Here is a 22085-nt window from a genome sequence, read left to right on the forward strand (position 1 = left end):
CAAAGCTTTCATGGAAACAAAAAAGCTGCCGCAGTATGGTCTCCCCACGCTGCGGCAGCCTCGATATGCGATAGTTACGCATTCCGCAGGAATACGTCATACCCTTTTTTCATCTCATAGATGTCCGCCTTGCTCGTAACCTCCCACGGTGCATGCATGCTCATCACTGCAACCCCGTTGTCGATCACGTTCATCCCGTAGCGCGCCATAATGTAGGCGATGGTTCCGCCGCCGCCGAGATCGACGCGCCCGAGCTCCGCGAGCTGATAGCGGACGCCGCCCGCATCCATCATGCGGCGCAGTTCGCCCAGATACTCTGCACTCGCATCACTGGAGCCGGACTTGCCGCGCGAGCCTGTGAACTTGTTGAACACCATGCCGCGCCCGAGATAGGCGACGTTCTTCTTCTCGAACGCGTCTGCATAGAGTGCGTCATAGGCGCTCGAAACATCCGAGGAGAGCATCCGCGAGTGCGCGAGCGTGCGGCGCAGCGCGAGCTCCGTATACTGGCCGCAGGCAGAGAGCACCTCGGCGACCATGTTTTCAAAGAAGCGCGACTGCATTCCCGTCGCTCCAACGCTGCCGATCTCCTCCTTGTCAACGAGGAGACAGCACGCCGTACGCCGCACATCCGCCGTCTCAACCATGGAGCGGAGTGCCGTATAGGAGCAGACGCGGTCATCCTGTCCGTAGCCGAGCACCATGCTGCGGTCAAAGCCAAGCTCGCGCGCACGGCCTGCCGGAACGAGGGTCAGCTCTGCCGACTGGAAATCCTCCTCTGCAATGCCGTACGTCTCACGAATGAGCGCCAGCACGCCATCCTTGACGGACTCCTTTTCCTCCTTTGCGAGAGGGATTCCGCCGATCAGCACATCGAGTTTCTCGCCCTCGATCACCTTTGCCGCCTTTTTCTCCAGCTGCTCCTGCGAGAGATGGACGAGCAGATCCGTCACGCAGAACACGGGGTCGTCCGCCTTCTCCCCGAGCGTGATTGTGACCGTTGTGCCGTCCTTCTTGACGACAACACCGTGCAGGGCAAGCGGAATCGTCACCCACTGATACTTCTTGATGCCGCCGTAGTAATGCGTATCAAAGTACGCCAGTCCGCCGTCCTCATAGAGCGGATTCTGCTTCACATCGAGGCGGCACGTATCGATGTGCGCACCGAGGATATTCATGCCGTGTTCCATCGGCTCTGTGCCGATATGAAAGAGCACAATCGCCTTTTTCATATTGACGGCGTAGACCTTGTCCCCCGCGCGGAGCTGCGTCCCCTCAGCGATAATGTCCGCCAGATCGCGGTAGCCCGCCGCCTCAGCAGCACGTACCGCCTCCTGCACACTCTCACGCTCCGTCTTGCAGTCCGAGAGGAAATCAATATAGCCGCGTGCGAGCGCATCCACCTCTGCGCGTTCCTCTGCCGAATAGCCCGTCCAAACAGACTTTTTCTTATCGTCACTCATAATGGTTCCTTTCTACCTATACTCCCCATGCCCCATGGAGAATTTCTGCAAACTCTGTCCGCGACGCCGCGCGGTTGAATCGCTCACGCAGCTCCGCGCTGCCCTTCAGACCGCGCGTGTACCACGCCGCATGCTTGCGCATCTCGCGGATCCCAATGTACTCGCCCTTGTACCCGACTAAGAGATCGAGATGGCGCAGAATCACCGCCGCACGCTCCGCCAGCGTCGGCGGCGGCATCTCCTCCCCCGTATGCAGCCAGTGAATCAGCTGCGGGAAAATCCATGGATTTCCCTGCGCACCGCGCCCAATCATCACTGCATCTGCCCCCGTGATCTCAAGTGCACGTTTGAGATCGGCAGGACGGCGGACATCCCCGCTCACGATGACGGGAATCCCGACCGCACGCTTCACCTCAGCAATCGCTGCATAGTCCGCGCTGCCGCTGTAGAACTGCTCGCGCGTCCGCCCATGCACGGCGACCGCGTCCACGCCGACTGCCTCCGCCATGCGTGCGATTTCCACTGCGTTGCGCGAGGCATCGTCCCAGCCGAGCCGCATCTTCACCGTAAACGGCAGACGCGTCGCACGGCGGATCGCCGTCAAAATCTCCTCCGCCCGCTTTGGGTCACGCATCAGTGCTGATCCTTCGCCGTTCCTGACGACCTTCGGTGCGGGACATCCCATATTGAAATCGAGGATATCCGCCGTTCCAAGCTCCTCGATATACGCCGCCGCCTCGGCTGCCATCGCCGCCGACTTGGCAAAGATCTGCATCGCAATCGGACGCTCATCCGGCTCCGTACGCAGCATGTTCATCGTGTGCTCATTGCGATAGTGGATCCCCTGACTGCTGACCATCTCCGCGAAGGCGAGCGGGCAGCCCATTCCATGCGCAATCACGCGGTAGGCAGTATCCGTGACCCCCGCCATCGGCGCGAGAAAAATCGGATCGTCAAAGGCAAACGCGCCGAGTTTCATCGGGTTCACGGCAGATTCCTCTCATAGAGGACGCGCAGACCCGTCAGCGTCAGAAAGTGATCGACCTTGTCGATGGTCTGGGACTCCTTTGCTACCATACGAGCAAACCCGCCCGTGGCAACGACCTTCATCTCCATCGCGAGCTCCGCCTTGATGCGGCGCACGATTGCATCAATCTGACCCACGTAGCCATAGATGATGCCCGCCTGCATGCCCTGAATCGTACTGTGGCAGACCACCGTCTTGGGCGGTACGAGCTCGATGCGCGGGAGCTGCGCTGCCCGCTGAAAGAGCGCCTCGGCACTTGAGCCAAGTCCCGGTGCAATCACGCCGCCGAGAAAATCTCCGTTCTCTGCCACAATGTCAAATGTCGTCGCCGTTCCAATGTCGATCACGATCAGCGGGCCGCCGTACTGCTCATGTGCACCGATGACATTCACAATACGGTCTGCACCGATGGACCGCGGATTCTCGTAGTTCAGCCGAATCCCCGTCCGTATCCCGGGACCGACGATGAGCGGGCGGATGTGGAAATATCGCTCGCACATCTTGCGCAGTGGGACGACCAGCGGCGGTACAACCGACGAGATAATGACGGCCTGAATATCCGACAGAGAGAGCCCCTGATAGTGAAAGAGCTCATTGATCAGGATGCCATATTCATCTCCTGTCTTCTGACGATCTGTCGAAATGCGCCAATGCCGCAGGAGCTTCGCCCCCTCATAGGCACCCATCACAATATTGCTGTTTCCGATGTCCAGTACAAGCAGCAAATTCTTTCCTCCATACAGTCATTTCATTATCGGCTGCTCCATGCAGCCATATCGAAACTCATTTCTTCGGACGAATCGAAACATCCCCAGCGAGCACGCGCCGCCGTCCCGTCGCCGTATCGACAAAGAGCGCACCATCGGCGTCAATATCCGCCGCAACGCCCTCAAACTCCTCACCTGCCGGGCCGATGACGCGTACCGTCTGCCCAAGGGTCACGGCGTACGTCCGCCACGCCGCGAGCACAGGAGCAAATCCGTCGCTCTGTACCACCCGGTAGAGTGCATCGAGCGCGCGCAGGAGCTCCTGCAAAAATGCCACACGCGGCAGCGGCGTCCCCTTCATCTGCATCAGCGATGTCGCCGTGTCCCGCAGTTCCTCGGGAAAATCCTCACGTGCAATATTCACGTTGATGCCGATTCCGATCACGACATAGTCCACGCGATCCATCTCCGCGCTCATCTCCGTCAGGATGCCGACCAGCTTGCGTCCTTCATGGAGAATATCGTTCGGCCACTTGATGGCGGCACGCAGGCCGAAATGCTCCATCGCACGTGCGACGGCAACCGCCGCCATCAGTGTACACTTTGGTGCATCCTGCGGCAGAAACGTCGGGCGCAGGAGAATACTTACCCAAATTCCTTTGCCCGGCGGTGAGAAAAAATGCCGCTCCATACGCCCGCGTCCCGTCCCCTGGCTGTCGGCAACAACGACCGTGCCGTCCTCTGCGCCCTCATGTGCCAGCTGTTTCAGGACAAGATTCGTCGAATCCACAGCATCATAGCAGATGATCTTTTTCCCAACGAGTGCCGTTCCCAGATCCTTTGCGATCTCCGCCTCAATCAGCCGATCCGGAGCAGCCCGCAGGATGTATCCGCTGCGCGGTGCACTTGCAATGTCATAGCCCGCCTCACGCAGTGCCGCAATCTTCTTCCACACTGCTGCGCGCGTCACACCGAGCCGTGCCGCAATCTTCTCCCCCGAAACACAGCCCCCTGCCTCACGCAGCAGTTCCAATACATCGCTCCGCATCGCCGCACCTCCAAACAAAAAGTGATCTGCCCCATTATACAGCAGATCACTTTTCCACGCTACAAAAACATTGAACGATACATCCGATCTCTAAACACGCTTCGCCCGAACAAGCCACTGATAGGCATCGAGGTCCTCCGCATCCACAGAGATCGTTTGGAGTGACAGAAGTTCCTCGCGCAGCCGCTCTCCTATGTCAGGATATGGAACTGTTACGTATCTCATGTCCTGGATATCAAATTGGGCTTCCTGAAAGAGTTTAATAATCTCTTTTTTCGTAAAAAAACGAAGATGTGTACGATCTAATAAGCCCATACTCTTGTACGTCCAGTTGCCTGAAAGAACTTCATATAGGTTGCTGATATGTCCAACATTTGGAATACTCGCGATAACTTCTCCGCCGGGAGCGAGCAGCTCCCGCATATTCTCAATTGCTTTCCATGGATTCTGTAAGTGTTCAATGACATCGCCCATGACGATATAGTCGAAACGTTCGGCAACTTGTGATGGATCAAGACGCTCTACATCCATCGACAGAATCGTTGCGTACGGCGCCGCAATTTCTGCCGCCTTTTCGTTCAGTTCCACACCATAAAGTCGTGCTGATGGATTTTGTGCACCGATTTCCCGCAAGGTCACCCCACAGGCACAGCCGATCTCTAGGACACGCAAACCAGCTTTTGAGAAGTCCATCAAAGACATAATATCCCTGCGCGGGAAAAATGAATAGTCCAGTGAAACGCCCCATTTTTCATGGAAGAAATCGCATTCCCGTCGATAGCTGTCCGACGTCGTATCGGGATTTTCTCCATCACGATGCACATAGGTGCTCGGCAAGGTCGCTCCCCCATAGCCTGCCCGTGTCATACGCACCGTAAAGTCATAGGACGCGAGTGCGGGAAAAGAGTATCGCTCATCGAGCTTTCCTGCCGCCGATACGGCATCTCTCCTCGCCATCAGTGCAAACATCTCCGCAAGAATTTCCGGACAAGGAAGCGCTGCCTGCGCACGAATCTCCTCCGCCACATGCACATAGTCATCCCATGAGAGATAGTCGTTCGGCGGAATCAGCTGCGCCCTCCGATATGTCACAGGGGCAACGGCAGTCACTGCCCCAACGTTTGGGTCTGCAATAAGCACATCCAACATATCCTCCACCGTATGCGGCGCGAGCATCACATCTGCATGAAGGAAGAGAAGAACCTCCCCCTCTGAGGCTCGAATCCCCTCATTCACCGCATGTGCATAGCCATGATGCTCCTCACTGCGAAGTATACGAACATGGTCCATCGCATCAGACGTAAAAATCTGCTCATCTGCCGACGAACCATCATCGACAATGATCACTTCATACGGAATACGCACCGTATTTCGTACAGAAAAGAGGCAGCGTTCCAGCTTTTCCCGCATGTTGTAAACCGGAATGATAATGCTTAATTTTGCCACCTGATTACCTCACAATCTCCGCTATGCCCACAGCTTCCACGGTGCATCGCCCTGACTCCAAAGATCGTTCAATCGGACTTTATCTCGCTGCGTATCCATGCACTGCCAAAAGCCGTCATGCTTATAGGCAAATAAGCCGCCATCCCGTGCAATACTCTCAAGCGGCGTCGTCTCAAAGATGCACTGATTGTCATCACGTAGATAGTCAAACACCGATGGCTCAACAACCATAAATCCGCCGTTAATCCAGCCTCCATCCTCCTTCGCCTTTTCAACAAAACGATTGATCTCATTTGATCCATGATCGATATCGAGGACACCGAATCTTCCCCCTGGCTGAATCGCTGTCATGGTCACAATGGCATTTTTGTGATTCTGATGGGCATCAAGCAATGATTGAAGATTTACATTGCTCACCCCGTCGCCATAGGTCAGCATAAAGGCCTCATTGTCAATATACTTCTGAATCCGCTTGATACGCGCACCTGTCTGTGCATCCAGCCCCGTATTGACAAGCGTTACCTTCCACGGCTCTGATACATTGTTGTGCACGGTCATGCGATTTCCCTGTGTAAAATCAAAGGTGACGTCCGACGTATGCAAATAGTAGTCAGCAAAGTATTCCTTAATCATATAGCCCTTATAGCCGAGACAAATAACGAACTCATGAAAGCCATAGTGGGAGTAAATCTTCATAATATGCCAGAGGATCGGCTGCCCGCCGATCTCGATCATGGGCTTTGGGCGAAATACAGACTCCTCAGTAATACGGGTGCCATAGCCGCCGGCTAAGATTACAACCTTCATATAAAATCTTCCTCCTATTCACAAAAGCTCTTAGAGCTCCATTTATACCGACCAAAGAATATTTTCCAAACTAGATTTTACACCGAAGTGCGCGTGAAAAAGATGCGTTAAGATGGCAGTGCTGAATTTATCAATGCTTCCCTAAGATTACCGAATACATAAGGCGACCATATCACCTGACAGAAGATAATGCAGATCATCGGATGCACCAAGAATCTCGTTCGTGGTCTGCTCGAAGAGAGAAATATCTCCGAAATAATGTGACTGGACACCGTACCCGACCCACACGCTCTTATTAGAAAATTCTTTTTTCAGCGCATAAACAAGACGAGGAACAGGAAAAACACGCTCTCCATTCAACGGCAAAATGCTATCATATATTAAATGAGGAACATCATTCGGAAGATTCTCCATCACATGCTCGAAACTATTGTAATTCAGTAAGGATACATAGAGAACCCCCTTGGCGTTCAATAAGCCATACGTTTCCTTAAAAAAAGAGATAATATCCGAAATCGGCACGACATTAAGAAACGCACCTAAAATGACCATATCATACGTCCCGTTTACTCGATCCGGCAAGTGATCGAGTGACGTCAACCGTATGACAGAATCCGCCATGTACGCTGCTTCCATCATATATTGCTCACGCGTAACAATGGCGTCAATAATAACAGGTGTTTGGAGACGTCGAAAATGATTGCGAACCGTCAGAAGCCCCTCCCCAAACATCGGTTCAATAAACAAAACGCGTGACGGAGTTTCTCCGGTGGAAAAATCTTTAAGTATCTGATCTAAAAACACGAGATGTCCACGTGATGTCCATGGATCAATGCCCCACTTATGCTGGAATACAGGGCGCATTTCTATAATGGTCTTATAATTCCCATGAGTCGTGCGGACTTCATTCAGTGTTACGCCCCCGAAATGATGGACAAAGGTATCCTTGGCGAGAATTTGGCGGAAACCTGACCGGCGTAGTGTTGCAGAAAAATCATCGTCCTCAAAATCACAGAGGACATAGCGATAGTCCGCACGTATCTCAGGCACATCAAAAAGATTCGGCACAACGCTCACAAAGGGCATAAGAACAGCCCGTTCCTCCCAGAGGAGCGGGTTCGACACATTATGCACGGCGGCAAACGCCTCCATTTCCGGCATTGCCTCAAACCGATTTTCATAGTCTACCGGAATTCCTTGGCGATTGGAAATGCAGTTCTCATTGCATGTGGGAACGACCCAAAAGACATCCTTCTCCGCCTGGTGTACGGCGAGGAGATTTTCCAGCCAATGCGGTGTGGCGACGGCATCGTTGGAGAAATAGACGACGTACTCGCCCTCTGCGATATGACGGGCAATTCCCCACCCGAGGTGATTGTATACGTTGTACTTCAGATTGATTTTCTTCTCGTGAGGCAGGCTGTTAAAATATGCCTCTGTCCCATCCGATGATCCATCGTTGATCGTAATGAGTTCAATATCTCCATGTGAAAAGTCCGTATGGCGAAGGAGGCTGTCGATGGCACAGCGCGAATACTCCACTTTGTTGTAGGCAGGGACGATGATCGACACGCGGTACTTTAAGTCCGTCCGGCGCGGCCTCTTCCGCGCTGCCTCAAATGCCGCAATCGTCTGCGCCAGATAGGCATCCTGTACTTCCGGATGCTGCAGGACAAGGTATTCCAGATCCAACTGATAGCTCAGATCCAAAAAGAGTGGCCGCAGTTCGTAGAAAAAATACTTCCACGCATCCCGCGCGTCCTCCGCAGTCAACGCTTTCTGTCCACTCCACGCAGCATTCAGCGCATAGCGACGGCACTTTTCCATGAGCGTTCCCTTCTCCTGGGATAGACGCTCCGCAACACCGTTCATCGCCACAGCAAAATCCGTCAACACCTGACGCGTCGGTTCTTCCATGCTGCCGTCTGTGGAAAGCATACTGCCGATGTAGTCCACAGCTTCCCGCGCTGTGTCCATGATCTCCTCATACCACTGCATACAAACCTCTCTCTGACTCCCTGCTGAACCCTTTTTCCTATATTATAACTATCGGAAAAATCATACATAAGCTAAAGAAAAAGGCACTGCCGCTCATCTTTCCTCGCGGCAATGCCTTTCCATCATTTATCCCACTGGGTTACGTTGAACTTCGGTTCCGGCGCAGCGACAGGTGCGGGACGCTTTTCAGCGGCGCGCTCTGCCTCCTCACTGGTCTGTGTAGAGTCGTCGATCACAACATCGACGGGAATCGGTGCGGGTTTCCCCGTATCATCCGTATCGTCGTTCTGCTTGTCCTTTTCGCTGATCGCGCCCTTCGTCATCAGTTCCTCAAGCTCTGCCGCACTCAGCGTCTCGCGCTCGAGAAGTTCCTTTGCGATCAGATCGAGTTTGTCGCGATTCTCCACGATGATCGTACGGCAAGCCTCATACGCTTCCTCGATGTAGCGGCGCACCTCACGGTCGATCTCACCCGCAATTTCTTCGGAGTAGTTGCGCTCGCGATTGAGATCGCGCCCGAGAAAGACCTGGTGGTTCTCCTCGCCATAGGCAATCGGACCGATCACATCACTCATGCCGTATTCCATGATCATGCTGCGGATGATACGCGTCGCCTGCTGGATGTCACTGGATGCGCCCGTGCTGATCTCGCCGAGCACGACCTCCTCGGCCACGCGTCCGCCGAGTGCGACCTTGATGCGGTCGATGAGCTCGGAACGCGTCCGATAGGAACGATCCTCCTTTGGCAGGGAGAGCATATAGCCGCCCGCACGTCCGCGCGGGATAATCGTTACCTTGTGCACGGGATCGGCGTGCTCGAGCAGGAGTCCTACGAGCGTATGTCCGCCCTCATGATATGCCGTGAGGCGCTTTTCCTCATCCGTCATGACATGAGACTTGCGCTCCGGACCTGCGAGGACACGCTCGATCGCCTCCTCCATCTCCGCCATCGTGATCTTCTTCTTGTCACGGCGCGCGGCAAGGAGTGCCGCCTCGTTGACGAGGTTGCTCAGATCCGCTCCCGTAAAGCCGGGCGTGCGCCGCGCGAGGACGTCCAGATCAACGTCGTCGGCGACCGGCTTGCCCTTTGTATGTACTTTCAGGATGGCCTCACGCCCGCGCACGTCGGGCTTATCCACCACGATCTGACGATCGAAGCGGCCGGGACGCAGGAGCGCAGGGTCTAGCACATCGGGGCGGTTGGTCGCCGCGATGATGATGATCCCCTCATTTGAGGCAAAGCCATCCATCTCGACAAGGAGCTGATTGAGCGTCTGTTCACGCTCATCGTGTCCACCGCCCAGCCCCGCGCCGCGCTGACGCCCAACGGCATCAATCTCGTCGATAAAGACGATGCACGGAGCTGCCTTTTTTGCCTGTTCAAAGAGGTCACGCACACGGGATGCGCCGACGCCGACGAACATCTCGACGAAGTCGGAGCCGCTGATCGTGAAGAACTGAACGCCCGCCTCACCGGCGACCGCCTTGGCGAGAAGCGTCTTGCCCGTGCCCGGAGGGCCGAAGAGCAGTACCCCCTTGGGGATGCGTGCGCCGAGTTCGTTGAACTTGTCGGGTGTCTTGAGGAACTCGACGACTTCCTCAAGCTCTTGTTTCGCTTCGTCCGCCCCTGCCACATCGGCAAAGGTCACCTTTTTCTTATCGCTCACCATGAGGCGCACGCGCGACTTGCCGAAGTTCATCATACGCCCGCCGCCCATCTGGGACTGCTGCATGATGAAGAACCAGAAGCCGATCAGGAGCGCAATCGGGATCAGCGAGGTGAGGAGCGTCTGCCACCACGGCGGCTCGGGCGGATTCTCCGCCGAGATCGTCACGCCCTTTTCTGAGAGGCGCGTATAGAGGTCGCGGTCGTTGCTCGGGGCATCCGGCGCAATCGTCGTGAACTCCGTCCCATCCTTCAGCGTACCGCGGATGTTGTTCTGGACAATGACGACCTTGTCCACGTCCCCAGCCGTTACTTTTTCGGTAAAATCACTGTATCCCAGCGCCGTTGCCTGTGCCGTCTGATGGCTGCCCGACATGTAGTCGGCGACCGTCCAGACGACGAAGAACATGAGCGCATAGAACGCGAGATTTCGCAGAATTGAATGATTCAAAAGGCGCCTCCTCACTCATAAACGGAACGCCGCAGCACCCCGATGTAGGGCAGATTCCGATATTTCTCCGCATAGTCCAGCCCATAGCCCACGAGGAACTCATCGGGAACCTCATGTCCGAGATAGTCGATCTCGACCGGCGTCACACGGCGCGAAGGCTTGGAGAGGAACGCACAGAGGCGGATGCTCTTCGGATGTCGCCCCTGCAGCAACGTTTTCAGATAGTGCATGGTCGTCCCCGAGTCGATGATGTCCTCCACGATGATGACATGTTGGTTCTCGATGGAAAAATCAAGATCTTTCAAAATCTTAACCTGTCCGCTGGAGACGGCCGCGTCGCCATAGCTGGAGACAATCATAAAATCGAAGTTGACCGGGCGATCAATGGCGCGCACAAGGTCCGTAAAGAAGACGGCAGCTCCCTTCAAAATACCAACGCAGTATACCTTCTCCTGTGCATCGCGGTAGTCCTGTGTAATCTGTGCGCCGAGCTCCTGCACGCGCGCGCGTATCTCCTCTGCCGAGAACGATATGCGCTCAATATCATCGCTCATCATGATGCTGTACTCTCCTTTTCCCATGCAATGGCAAAAACAACACAATGTTCCGTCACCGGTGCCAAGATGCTGCGCCTTCCCCCGACCATCCAAAAAATCTCACTGCTGCCGGCAACGGCAAGCAGCGGAATGCTGTCCCGCGCTTCACGCGGGATCTTATCGTCGATCATAATATCCTTGATTTTTTTGCGTCCGATGGAGAGCCGCATATAGTCTCCGGGACGCCGTGTACGCAGGACAAGCGGCGGCAGCCCTGCCGCATCAGCATAGACAGCCTTCCCGTCCACTGCCTTCTGCCAATCCTCATCCGTCACGTCATCCATCCGACGCATGGAAAATAATCTTCCTTGGAAATTTATTATATCATATTCGTGGGTCAAAGGAAGGAAAATTTCTTCTTCCTTTCCCTGCTGTGTTGTCCGTGTTTCTTCGCGCTGAAGTCTGAGTACGCCATAGCGCATATGCGCACGCCATCCGTGCGGCAGCTCGCACTGTGCCGTTCCCGCCCGTGTGAGGAGACAGCGCATCCGTTCCTCATGCTCGTAGGAAAGATCCTGCTGGCCATCCGTCACGCGTTCCCAGAAGAGACGCAGGACGCGCCGTACCATGGCCGTATGCAGCGTATTCAGCACGCCGACGGAGAGGCCACCGCCGGAGGATGCGCGCTTCAGTTCTGCCGCAGCATACTGCGTGAGGAAATCATCCTCCTCACCCGCGAGATCACTGAGGCGCACGAGTGCATCACGGATATTTCGATTACCGTAGGTGCAGAGGGTCGGCAAAAGCGTGTGGCGAATCCGATTGCGCTGCGCATCCTGCTGATCATTCGTCAGGTCATGGCACGGGTGAAGCTCATGCGCCCGAATATATCCCTCAATCTCCGCGCGTACCGTATGGAGCAGCGGACGCAGGTGGACGCCGTCCCACTCACGCATGGCGGCAAGCCCCGCGGGTCCCGTACCGCGCAGAATACGCATGAGCACTGTCTCCGCCAAATCATCCGCATGATGGGCAAGCGCTATCGCATCGCAGTGCTCCTGCTCCTGCAGCCGATGGAGAAAATCATAGCGACAGATACGCGCCGCCGTCTCAAGCGAAAGTTTATGCATCTGCGCATAACGCGGTACGTCACCTACCTCTATGACGCAGGGAATATCGCGCGCCGCACAGTATGCCGCCACGGCATCTGCGTCCGCGCGTGACGCTGCTCCGCGAATGCCGTGCTCGTAGTGTGCGCAGATGATCTGCGGGCCGCCCTCCGCATGTAAATCTCTGAGAATATCCAGCAGAACCAGAGAATCCGTCCCACCCGAGCAGGCGGCGAGCACGCGGCGATCGGGCGCAAAAAATCCATGCGTCCGAAGAATGTCTGCCACCTGTCGTTTCAACATGATCTCCCGATAAAGGAAGCACTGACCCATGCGTCCATCGCGTGGTGCACGCGTCGTACTGCCCGCTCAGAATTATCTCCGCGCAGACCATCATACACCGGTTCGATGAAAATCACGTGATCAGTGCTTTCCACAAAAAAGGCACTCCACATGGAGTGTCCTCTTTCTCCTCATATCCTATCGCAGCATACGTGCTCAGCCACGGCGTGAGCCGCGTCCGCCACGCTTGGAATCCGTCTTGCGGCGCAGATCGGTCAATCGTTCATCGCTGTCCTTGAGGAAGCGCGACAACTTGTCCTCAAAGGACGGCGAGCCGATCTGACGTGATGCCGCCGTACGGCGCACATCGCGCGGTGGACGCGGCGGACGTGCCGGCGCAGCAGCGGACTGCGCAGCGGACGATTTATCCTGCAGAGCCTTGATCGACAGCCCGATCTTCCCACGATCATCCACGGTCAGTACCTTGACCTTGACCTTGTCATGCTCTTTTAGAAAATCATGCACATCGCTCACGTAGACGTCGGCAACCTCCGAGATGTGGATCAGCCCCGTCTTCCCTTCCGGGAGTTCGACAAAAGCACCAAAATTCGTGATACCCGTGACAACACCCTCTACTACGCTGCCGACTTCAATGGCCAAAACAAATCTTCCCTTCAACGATAAACCATCGGGGTCTCCCCCACTGTCAGACATAATTATTATACAGGGCGGACGCCCGTTCTGTCAAGAAAATACGCAGCCCAGTCAGTTGCCGTTTCCACGCTTTCCCGGTGCATAGGGAAGTTCCCCTTCCCCCGTCATGCCGAGCTCCTCACGCGCCAATTTCTCAATGTACGGCAATTCCCCAAGATGCGTTTTCTCCGCCTGCAAACGGTCATTCTCCTCCTGTGCAGCCGTCAGCCGCTCGGATGCCGCACGCTGCTCCGCACGCACGTGAAAGAGATAGATTCCCTGTGATACGATCATCGTACCAAAGTAACCAAGGATCAGAAGAACCGTCACAACAAACCAGCGCGGCCGCCGTGCATTCTTTCTCCGTGCCATCCGTCTCCCTCACTTTCGCTGAAGCATCTCTGTCAGAATCTCCGCCACGCGCTGTGCCGCCTCCTCGCGAGCACAGTCGCGTGCCGCCCTGCGCATGGCAGGCAGACGATGCGTAAGTATGTCCTCCACCGCCGGTGCCATGCGCTCGCCCGGGTGCAGCCATACGGCCGCTCCACATCGCGTCGCATAGACGGCGTTCTCCGTCTCCGGCCCCGGAATCGGGTCATGCAGGAGGAGCGGCAGCCCTGCAGCGAATGCCTCGCTGATTGTGAGCGCACCGGGCTTCGTGATGAGCAGATCTGCCGCGCGCATCAATACCGGCACATCGTGGGTATAGCCGCGCACGGAGATCACATGATGTGAATGTGCCGCGCGCGCACGCGCACGCTCCTCCAGTGCAGCATTATGTCCCGCCACGACGAGAACGGAGAGGCGCAGCTGTACTTGCTCCAAAGCCGCAAGGGTCGCCTCCATATCGCCAAGCCCCAGACCGCCGCCCATGAGAAGAACGGTCGGCCGATCTCCAGAGAGTCCTGCCTGTACCTGTGCCTCGCGGCGTGCCAAGCGGCTCGCCATGAGCGTAATCGGTATGCCCGTCGCATGGATGCACTTCCGATCAAAGCCACACGCCGCCATCTCATCCGCCATCGTCTCTGTCGCAACGAAATAGGCATCCACGTTACGCACAAACCAGATCGCGTGGAGAGCGTAGTCCGTGAGAAGTGCCGCCAGCGCAAAGGAGCCGCCATGCTGCTCGCGCCAGAGTGCTGCCGCCCCCTCGGGAAAGGGGTGGGTGGCGACCACAAGGTCGGGCTGATACGTTCGAATGATCCGTCCCATCGTACGCACCATCACCCAAGCAAAGGCAGCACGCACCGCACCCCCGCCCGCCTTCTTTCCCGCAATGTGGAAGAAGACATCGTAGAGATTCGGCACAAAGCGCAGCATCGTCAGATAAATACGTTTCATGAGATAGTGGATGATGGACACCTCTCGCGACATGAAGTCCACAACATCGATCCGCTGCTCCGCTGCTCCCGGCTGCGCCTTCAGTGCCGCACGAATGGCCTCTGCCGCCCGCGTATGCCCTGCACCGATGGAGGCGGTCAAAATGAGAATGCGGGCATGTCCCATCAGCTACCTCCTCATACAATCTTATTTTAACATAATTTTTGACAATGGCAAAAATTTTTTGACGGACGATGTGGATTTCTATGCCGTCAGCCCGCCATCCACCATATAGATGCTGCCCGTTACCCATGCTGCCGCAGGAGAGGCGAGAAAGACGACAGCGGCAGCGGCCTCATCGGCCGTGCCGATGCGCCCGAGCGGATAGAGCGACGCCATCTCCCGCAGCTGATCCTCTCGTGGCAGATGCTCTGCGAGCTGGCGCTCCGTCATCGGCGTGAGAATATCGGCAGGTGCAACGGCATTCACGCGCACGCCGTCGCAGGCTGTCTCGCGGGCAAGCGAGCGCGTCAGCGCGACAACCGCGCCCTTCGTCGCCGCATACGCTGCACAAAAATAATTCCCATGCAGCCCTGCATCAGAGGCGATATTCACGATATTTCCATGCGTCTGCCGCAAATAGGGCAGAGCCGCCTGTGACAGATGGATCGTCCCCTTGATGTTCGTATCAAGCAGAGCGTCGAGCTCCTCCGCCGAAAGCGCATCCAGCGCGCCCTCGTGGTAGATGCCTGCGGCATTGATGAGAACGTCTAGCGCACCACAGCAGCGGATTGCCTCCGCAACAACGCGGCCACAGTCGGACAGAGACCGTACATCGCCGGCACAAAACAGCGCACGCCCTGTGGCAGAGAGCTGCTCCTCTGCGCCCTTGCCCCGCATCTGGTCACGCCCCATGAGCACAACGCGCGCACCGGCCGCCAGAAACATTGCCGCCGCCGCGTATCCGATGCCCGAGGTGCCGCCTGAGATCAGCACGGATTTTCCCGCGAATGCATCCGGTGCAAAGATCGTTTTGCTCATATCCGCCCCACAACGCAGAAAAACCGGACTCCCGTCGGAAGTCCGGTCACACTGCAAAATCAGTTCACAGCATCCTTCAGAGCCTTGCCGGCCTTGAACACAGGATTACGCGAAGCCGCGATCTCGATTTCCTTGCCCGTCTGGGGGTTACGCCCCTTGCGTGCCGCACGATCCTTCACCTCGAACGTGCCGAATCCGATCAGCTGAATCTTGTCACCCTCGGAAAGTGCGCCCTTGATCGTCTCAAAAACTGCATTGACTGCCTTCTCTGCGTCCTTCTTCGTGAGACTTGCCTGCTCTGCTACGTTTGCGACCAATTCCTGCTTGTTCAAAGTAGCATCCTCCTTTAAGATATTTTCCATTTTCCTCGCGACCGCTTAGTGTCGCACTGACATGAGAGAATTTAACAGAATTACCCCGAAAAATCAAGGGGAAATATTAAAAAAAGATGATTTTTCCCAAAAACTCCCGTTTTTTTTACGGATTTTCCCAAAAAGTCGGCATATAAGGGACAAAAATGGAGGTCAGATGATCCACATCCTCCTGCCGATCGAGTGCATAAAGCGGAATGCGCCGCACGTCCTGTTCGGGCAGACTGAGGTGGTGCAGATAGAGCACCTCCTGTGCATCGTCGCAGTGCTCCATCAGGAGCAGTTTGACATCGGAAGCAATCGCATGCGAATAAATTTGTGTAATGATGCGGTCCTGCGTCGGCACGGCACGGATCTGCGCCTCATTCAGCGCGTCGAGAATGGAGAGCCCGTTCACGGGATCGATGCCCACCGCCGCAAAAAGCGGATCCAAAAAACTCATCCCGGACAGGATGTCGAGCGGTATCCCCTCGCGCTCTGCCGCAGGGCGCAGGAGCTGTACCGTGCGCTCTGCGACGTGCGGGCTTCCGGGAACGAGATAGAGCACAGAGCCCGTGCGGACACGCGTACAGAGATCCGTGACAATCGCGGCATAGAGCGCATCAAAGTCCCCCATCTCCTCGTAGAGGGGATCGTATGTCTCATAGGAAATCTGCACATCATCCAGTGCCGATACACTCGGGTGGATGCGCGTGCGCAGCACGATCTGCTCCGCCCTCTCGATCTGCGTCCATGTCTCGCGCGTAATCAGCCCCGCGTCACCGGGGCCGAGCCCCGCAACGGTCAATCGATAGTCATTCATGCCGCTCTCCTGTGATCAACTGCACAATCTCCAGCACCGTATCCAATACATTCCTGCATTCATGTGCCGCGAGGCGGATGCGATAGCCGCTCCCCTCGGGCAGGGGCCCGACGCGCCGCCCAAAGGCGCGGTCGAGGCGCATGAGTGCCGGGAGCGGCAGCTTTTCATCCGCCGGCAGGGCGATATCGAGCGCATTTTCCTTCAGCGCAATGCTCCGTGCATGAAAGGTCCGCGCCGCATTTTTGATGCGCGCGATATCGAGCAGAGCAAGGACGGGCGCTGTCGGCTCGCCGAACCGGTCGATCAGCTCGTCGAGCAGTGCATCGAGATCCTCATCCGTCTGCACCGCCGCGATCTTCTGATAGACCTCGATCTTGTGCATGGCGTCCTCGATGTAGCCGCCATCCAGATACGCCTCCACGGGGAGGTCGATGACGGTCTGTACGGGCGGCGGCGCAGGTTTCTCGCCCTTTTTGCGCGCCACGGCCTCCTCGAGCAGCTTCACATACATCTCAAAGCCGACGCCTGCGATATGCCCATGCTGCTGCGCACCGAGAAGGCTCCCCGCGCCGCGGATCTCGAGATCACGCATCGCGATCTTAAAGCCCGAGCCAAGGCGTGCAAACTCCTTCATCGCCTGTAGGCGCTTCTCCGCCGTCTCGCTGAGCACCTTGTCGCGCCGATACGTGAAGTAGGCAAACGCCATCTTCGCCGAGCGGCCGACGCGTCCGCGCATCTGATAGAGCTGCGAGAGGCCGAAGCGGTCAGCATCGTAGATGATGATCGTATTCGCGTTGGCGACATCGATGCCGTTCTCGATGATGCTCGTTGCAAGCAGGATGTCATAATGTCCCTCGTAAAAGTCCATCATGACCTGCTCCAGAATATCCTCGCTCATCTGTCCGTGCGCGGAGGCAATACGTGCCTGCGGTACAATCTGCAGCAGGTGCTCGCGCATCCGGTCGATGCTCTCCACGCGGTTGTAGATAAAGTAGATCTGCCCGCCGCGCGACAGCTCACGCTCGATCGCGCCGCGCATCATGGCATCACTGCTCTCCACGACGTAGGACTGCACAGGGAGGCGCTCGGCGGGCGGCGTCTCGATGACACTCATATCACGCGCACCCGCGAGCGACATGTGCAGCGTGCGCGGAATCGGCGTCGCGGAGAGCGTCAGTACATCGACGCCCGTCGCGAACTCCTTGATCTTTTCCTTCTGCGTCACGCCGAAACGCTGCTCCTCATCCACGATGAGCAGGCCCAGCTTCTGAAATCGCACGCGCTTCCGATTAAGAATCGCATGTGTTCCGATGAGGATGTCCACTTGACCACGCGCCACATCGCGCAGCGTCGCCGCCTGTTCCCGCAGCGTGCGGAAGCGGCAGACAACGTCCACCTTCGGAGCGAAGTCGGCAAAACGCGCCGCAAAGGTCTGATAGTGCTGCTGTGCGAGAACTGTTGTCGGCACGAGCACGGCGACCTGATAGCCGTCCATCGCCGCCTTGTACGCCGCGCGAATCGCAACCTCCGTCTTGCCGAAGCCCACATCGCCGCAGAGCAGGCGGTCCATCGGCTTTTCGCTCTCCATATCGTGCTTGATCTCTGCAATGGCGCGCAGTTGATCGTCCGTCTCCTGATACGGAAACGCCTCCTCGAACTCGCGCTGTCCCGCATCATCCGGCGAAAAGGCATGTCCCTTCGCCATGCGCCGCGCAGCGTAGAGCTCAATCAGATGGTCGGCGATATCCTCGACCGATTTCTGCGCCTTGGCTTGTGCGCGTGCCCAGTCTGCCGTACCCATGCGGTGCAGGCGCGGCGCAGCGCCTTCTGCACCGATATACTTTTGCAGGAGACTGACCTGATCGGTCGGGACGAAGAGCTTGTCGTCCCCGCCGTACTGGATGTGCAGATAGTCGCGGTGAACACCGGCGACCTCGATGGTCTCCACACCCAGATACTTCCCGATGCCGTGGGAGATGTGCACCACATAGTCGCCGGGCGCAATCTCGCGAAAGTGGCGGATGCGCTCTCCCGCCGACGCTGTACGGCGCAGCCGTGCCTTATGACGACCGAAGATATCCTGCTCCGTCAGGACAGCAGTGCGAGACGCGCTCAGCTCAAAGCCCGCACGCAGGGTGCCGGGCGAAATGGTGACGGCATGTTCGGCCGGTGCATCTGCGCCGCGTGAAATGACCGTCGGGAGCTTCCAGAGCGTGAGCATCTCGCGCATTCGCGCGGCCTGCTCCGCCCCGCCCGCTAGGATGAGGACGCGCATCCCCTCTCCCAGATAGCGATGCAGCTCGCTCTCGAGGAGCGAAAACTGCCGCTGAAACGCCGTCATGGGCACCATCTGTACGCCGATGAGCGTCTGCGGCGTACACGTCGGGACAGCGCGATTCATGAGTGAGATGAACACCTCATGCCCCTCCGTACCGGCGGCGGTCATCTCTGCCCACGAGAAACACCGCGCTGCACGCACGGCATCCTCCCGTACGCCATCCTCCAGTGCCGCCATCAGGCGTGACGGCTCGTCAAAGACACTTGTTCCGGCTGCGCCGAGATAGCTCAAAAAACAGGCCTCCCCATTGTCGTCTGCGGCACGCAGAGGCATGATGGAGGCCGTTCCGATATTTTTGATGGAGCGCTTGGTCAGAGGATCGTACTCTCGCATGGAGTCGATCTCCGTATCGAAGAACTCCACACGGATGGGCGAGAGCGCATTGATGGGAAACACATCCACAATGCCGCCGCGCACGCTGAACTGTCCGACGTTCTCCACCTCCGGCACATGTTCATAGCCGAGCGCCGACAGCCGCTCCATCAGGGTCTCACGCGGGAGGTCTTGTCCCAGGCGCAGCGACAGTGCGGCACGGGAGAATTCCGTCGTGCTGAGCCCCTTCTGCGCCGCCGCACCGATGTCCGCCAACACGATGATCGGCTCATGACGCAGGAGACGCGCCATGATGTTCATGCGCTGTGCCGAGCGCTCCAGCCCCTTCGCCGCACCGGGTGCAGCAAAGTCAATGCGGTCCAGCTCGGGCAGCTCATAGACATCCGCCTCGGGCAGGAGTGCCGTGAGATCCTCCTGCCACGCGCGCAGCGCATCCCGTCCCGCCGTCACAATGGCGAGCGGGCGCGGTGCTGCATCATAGGCGGCGGCGACGGCGGCGTGCTTCAATGCCCCTGCGGCACCGTGCAGCATGGTCTGTGCTGCCGGCTGCGCAAATACCTCCGTCAGCTGACGGAGGGCGGGATCATCCCGCAGAAGCGAAAAAAATGTATTCATTTGGATGCGGCAAGAGCCGCGCGGATAAAGCCTGCAAAGAGTGGGTGCGGATGATTCGGCCGCGACTTCAGCTCCGGATGAAACTGCGAAGCGACGAACCACGGATGATCCTCGATCTCCACGATCTCCACGAGCTGATCATCGGGGCTTGTTCCTGCGATGCGCAGCCCCTTTTCTTCCAATTGAGCGCGATAGGCATTGTTGAACTCAAAGCGATGGCGGTGCCGCTCGCTGATCTCAGGCGTTCCATACGCCTCACGCGAGAGCGAATCCGCTGCGAGGACGCAGGGATACGCCCCCAGACGCATCGTACCACCCTTCTCCTCCACGCCCTGCTGATCCTCCATCAGGGCAATGACGGGATGCGGTGTCTCGGGTACGAACTCCGTGCTGTGTGCACCGGAAAGTCCCGCCGCATGGCGCGCAAACTCGATGACAGCGCACTGCATGCCAAGACAGAGCCCGAGGAACGGGATCTTGTTCTCGCGCGCATACTGGATCGCGCGGATCTTTCCCTCGACGCCGCGGTCGCCAAAGCCGCCCGGTACGAGGATGCCCTTGCAGCCGACGAAAATCTCATCGAGATCTGCGTTCGGATCCTCCAGTTCCTCGGCGTTGATCCATGCGATCTTCACCTGCGCATCGTTTTCGATGCCGCCGTGATTGAGTGCCTCCGTCACCGACATATAGGCATCGGGCAACGCTACGTACTTGCCGACGACGGCGATTTTTACCTTCTTTGCGGGGTGATTGATCTTAAAGACCATCTTCCCCCATGCCTCCATGTTGGAGGGGTCAAAATCCATCGCCATTTTCTCGAGAACAATGCGGTCGAGGCCTTCCTGCTGCATCATCAGCGGCACCTCATAGATCGTCGAGGCCGTACGATTTTCGATGACTGCATCGGCGTCAACATCGCAGAAGAGCGCAATTTTCTCCTTCATCTCGCGCGGAATCGGCTGCTCCGTCCGGCAGACGAGGATGTCGGGCTGGATCCCGATGGCGCGCAGCTCCTTGACGCTGTGCTGGGTCGGCTTCGTCTTGAGCTCCCCCGCCGCCGTGATATAGGGGAGCAGTGTCACATGGATGTAGAGCGCATCATTCTTTCCCACTTCCTTTTTGACTTGGCGGATCGCCTCAAGGAAGGGAAGGCTCTCGATATCGCCGACGGTACCGCCGATTTCCGTGATGACGACATCGGCGTTATCCGCCTTTGCCACATCGTAGACGCGCTGCTTGATCTCGTTTGTGATATGCGGAATGACCTGTACCGTCGAGCCGAGGTAGTCGCCGTGACGCTCCTTGTTCAGGACGGATGCATAAACCTTTCCCGTTGTGATGTTCGACCGCTTTGTCAGATTGATATCAATGAAGCGCTCATAGTGACCGAGGTCGAGATCCGTCTCCGCGCCATCGTCAGTGACGAATACCTCACCGTGCTGATAGGGGCTCATCGTGCCGGGATCAATATTGATGTACGGATCGAACTTCTGAATCGTCACCTTGATGCCACGGTTCTTGAGCAGGCGTCCGAGCGAAGCCGCAGTTATGCCCTTGCCGAGGGAAGAAACAACGCCGCCCGTGACGAATATATACTTTGCCATATTATGCCTCCGCCGTATCCTATCAGTTCTGAATGCTTTCGAGCTTCTTCTTGCGTGCTGCTTCCTTCGTAATCGCGGTCTTCGAGGTGCCGGAGGACGCGCGTGACGAGGAGCGCTTGACCTCGGGCGGCACCCACTCAGTCAGCCCCCAGCGGCTCTCGCCCTCGTAGTGGAAACGGCTGTCCATATTGATCATCGTATAGATCTCCGAGATCGCCATGGCGAGCGACTGCACGGGACGATGCGTCGCCTCGATGACCTCAAGGATCAGATCCTTATAGTTCATCGTCTCTTTCTTCTCTGCGAGGATATGATAGGCGGCGTCGACTTCCGACATCTTTGTATAATCCATGGATAGACTCCTTTCAATAGGACGTTGCATGATGGTTCACGGATCCATTCAACACCATCATCTTGGTGTATTTTCC

At 57.0% G+C, this 22085-nt stretch carries 19 protein-coding genes; all 19 read right to left on the bottom strand.

Features of this window, described 5'->3' with window-relative positions; genetic code table 11:
* Positions 1-74 precede the first annotated feature (74 nt).
* Positions 75-1463 (bottom strand): aminopeptidase, encoded by a 1389-nt coding sequence (locus C1713_RS09550; RefSeq protein WP_102493767.1) that lies wholly within the window; start codon positions 1461-1463, stop codon positions 75-77.
* A gap of 16 nt (positions 1464-1479) precedes the next feature.
* Entirely contained in the window at positions 1480-2442 is a 963-nt protein-coding gene (dusB, locus tag C1713_RS09555; protein ID WP_170950832.1) for a tRNA dihydrouridine synthase DusB, read from the bottom strand.
* Positions 2443-2447: 5 nt separating this feature from the next.
* Positions 2448-3215 (bottom strand): type III pantothenate kinase, encoded by a 768-nt coding sequence (locus C1713_RS09560; protein ID WP_009442753.1) that lies wholly within the window; start codon positions 3213-3215, stop codon positions 2448-2450.
* A 58-nt stretch (positions 3216-3273) separates the two neighbouring features.
* Complete coding sequence (locus tag C1713_RS09565) at positions 3274-4245, bottom strand: biotin--[acetyl-CoA-carboxylase] ligase (protein WP_102493769.1); 972 nt, start codon at positions 4243-4245, stop codon at positions 3274-3276.
* 90 nt (positions 4246-4335) lie between these two features.
* A complete protein-coding gene (locus tag C1713_RS09570; RefSeq protein WP_102493770.1) occupies positions 4336-5691 on the bottom strand; it encodes a bifunctional glycosyltransferase/class I SAM-dependent methyltransferase in 1356 nt (451 codons plus the stop codon).
* A gap of 21 nt (positions 5692-5712) precedes the next feature.
* Positions 5713-6498 (bottom strand): glucose-1-phosphate cytidylyltransferase, encoded by a 786-nt coding sequence (gene rfbF, locus C1713_RS09575; RefSeq protein ID WP_009442756.1) that lies wholly within the window; start codon positions 6496-6498, stop codon positions 5713-5715.
* 147 nt (positions 6499-6645) lie between these two features.
* Positions 6646-8496, bottom strand: a complete 1851-nt coding sequence (locus C1713_RS09580) for a glycosyltransferase family 2 protein (protein WP_102493771.1) — start codon at positions 8494-8496, stop codon at positions 6646-6648.
* Between the two features lie 122 nt (positions 8497-8618).
* Complete coding sequence (gene ftsH, locus C1713_RS09585) at positions 8619-10613, bottom strand: ATP-dependent zinc metalloprotease FtsH (protein WP_102493772.1); 1995 nt, start codon at positions 10611-10613, stop codon at positions 8619-8621.
* A gap of 11 nt (positions 10614-10624) precedes the next feature.
* A complete protein-coding gene (gene hpt / locus C1713_RS09590; RefSeq protein ID WP_102493773.1) occupies positions 10625-11170 on the bottom strand; it encodes a hypoxanthine phosphoribosyltransferase in 546 nt (181 codons plus the stop codon).
* Positions 11167-12561: a tRNA lysidine(34) synthetase TilS gene (gene tilS, locus C1713_RS09595; RefSeq protein WP_245871093.1), complete on the bottom strand. Its 1395-nt coding sequence runs from the start codon at positions 12559-12561 to the stop codon at positions 11167-11169. Before tilS ends, hpt begins: the two co-directional genes overlap by 4 nt.
* 195 nt (positions 12562-12756) lie before the next feature.
* Positions 12757-13200: a S1 domain-containing RNA-binding protein gene (locus C1713_RS09600; RefSeq protein WP_061943992.1), complete on the bottom strand. Its 444-nt coding sequence runs from the start codon at positions 13198-13200 to the stop codon at positions 12757-12759.
* Positions 13201-13305: 105 nt separating this feature from the next.
* Positions 13306-13605, bottom strand: a complete 300-nt coding sequence (locus C1713_RS09605) for an FtsB family cell division protein (protein ID WP_061943995.1) — start codon at positions 13603-13605, stop codon at positions 13306-13308.
* A gap of 9 nt (positions 13606-13614) precedes the next feature.
* Positions 13615-14739 (bottom strand): MGDG synthase family glycosyltransferase, encoded by a 1125-nt coding sequence (locus C1713_RS09610; protein WP_102493775.1) that lies wholly within the window; start codon positions 14737-14739, stop codon positions 13615-13617.
* Between the two features lie 78 nt (positions 14740-14817).
* Positions 14818-15594, bottom strand: coding sequence for an SDR family NAD(P)-dependent oxidoreductase (locus tag C1713_RS09615; RefSeq protein WP_061944001.1), 777 nt, complete (start codon positions 15592-15594; stop codon positions 14818-14820).
* Between the two features lie 59 nt (positions 15595-15653).
* Entirely contained in the window at positions 15654-15926 is a 273-nt protein-coding gene (locus C1713_RS09620; RefSeq protein ID WP_050343269.1) for an HU family DNA-binding protein, read from the bottom strand.
* A gap of 145 nt (positions 15927-16071) precedes the next feature.
* Entirely contained in the window at positions 16072-16767 is a 696-nt protein-coding gene (locus C1713_RS09625) for an SAM-dependent methyltransferase (protein ID WP_102493776.1), read from the bottom strand.
* The gene (gene mfd, locus C1713_RS09630) at positions 16760-20053 is read right to left on the bottom strand and encodes a transcription-repair coupling factor (protein ID WP_061944007.1); all 3294 of its coding nucleotides are present in this window, start codon (positions 20051-20053) and stop codon (positions 16760-16762) included. Before mfd ends, C1713_RS09625 begins: the two co-directional genes overlap by 8 nt.
* A complete protein-coding gene (locus C1713_RS09635) occupies positions 20050-21657 on the bottom strand; it encodes a CTP synthase (RefSeq protein WP_050343263.1) in 1608 nt (535 codons plus the stop codon). Before C1713_RS09635 ends, mfd begins: the two co-directional genes overlap by 4 nt.
* 22 nt (positions 21658-21679) lie before the next feature.
* Positions 21680-22009 (bottom strand): DNA-directed RNA polymerase subunit delta, encoded by a 330-nt coding sequence (gene rpoE / locus C1713_RS09640; RefSeq protein ID WP_009442770.1) that lies wholly within the window; start codon positions 22007-22009, stop codon positions 21680-21682.
* Positions 22010-22085 lie beyond the last annotated feature (76 nt).

Origin of the sequence: Centipeda felix (assembly GCF_900186465.1) — a bacterium.
Classification (GTDB): Bacteria; Bacillota; Negativicutes; order Selenomonadales; family Selenomonadaceae; genus Centipeda; species Centipeda felix.

Excerpts from the sequence above, each read along its gene's own strand:
- C1713_RS09550 (WP_102493767.1), bottom strand. The coding sequence starts at position 1,463 with ATGAGTGACGATAAGAAAAAGTCTGTTTGGACGGGCTATTCGGCAGAG.
- dusB (WP_170950832.1), bottom strand. The coding sequence starts at position 2,442 with ATGAAACTCGGCGCGTTTGCCTTTGACGATCCGATTTTTCTCGCGCCG.
- C1713_RS09565 (WP_102493769.1), bottom strand. The coding sequence starts at position 4,245 with ATGCGGAGCGATGTATTGGAACTGCTGCGTGAGGCAGGGGGCTGTGTT.
- rfbF (WP_009442756.1), bottom strand. The coding sequence starts at position 6,498 with ATGAAGGTTGTAATCTTAGCCGGCGGCTATGGCACCCGTATTACTGAG.
- C1713_RS09580 (WP_102493771.1), bottom strand. The coding sequence starts at position 8,496 with ATGCAGTGGTATGAGGAGATCATGGACACAGCGCGGGAAGCTGTGGAC.
- hpt (WP_102493773.1), bottom strand. The coding sequence starts at position 11,170 with ATGATGAGCGATGATATTGAGCGCATATCGTTCTCGGCAGAGGAGATA.
- tilS (WP_245871093.1), bottom strand. The coding sequence starts at position 12,561 with ATGTTGAAACGACAGGTGGCAGACATTCTTCGGACGCATGGATTTTTT.
- C1713_RS09605 (WP_061943995.1), bottom strand. The coding sequence starts at position 13,605 with ATGGCACGGAGAAAGAATGCACGGCGGCCGCGCTGGTTTGTTGTGACG.
- C1713_RS09610 (WP_102493775.1), bottom strand. The coding sequence starts at position 14,739 with ATGGGACATGCCCGCATTCTCATTTTGACCGCCTCCATCGGTGCAGGG.
- C1713_RS09615 (WP_061944001.1), bottom strand. The coding sequence starts at position 15,594 with ATGAGCAAAACGATCTTTGCACCGGATGCATTCGCGGGAAAATCCGTG.
- C1713_RS09625 (WP_102493776.1), bottom strand. The coding sequence starts at position 16,767 with ATGAATGACTATCGATTGACCGTTGCGGGGCTCGGCCCCGGTGACGCG.
- mfd (WP_061944007.1), bottom strand. The coding sequence starts at position 20,053 with ATGAATACATTTTTTTCGCTTCTGCGGGATGATCCCGCCCTCCGTCAG.
- C1713_RS09635 (WP_050343263.1), bottom strand. The coding sequence starts at position 21,657 with ATGGCAAAGTATATATTCGTCACGGGCGGCGTTGTTTCTTCCCTCGGC.
- rpoE (WP_009442770.1), bottom strand. The coding sequence starts at position 22,009 with ATGGATTATACAAAGATGTCGGAAGTCGACGCCGCCTATCATATCCTC.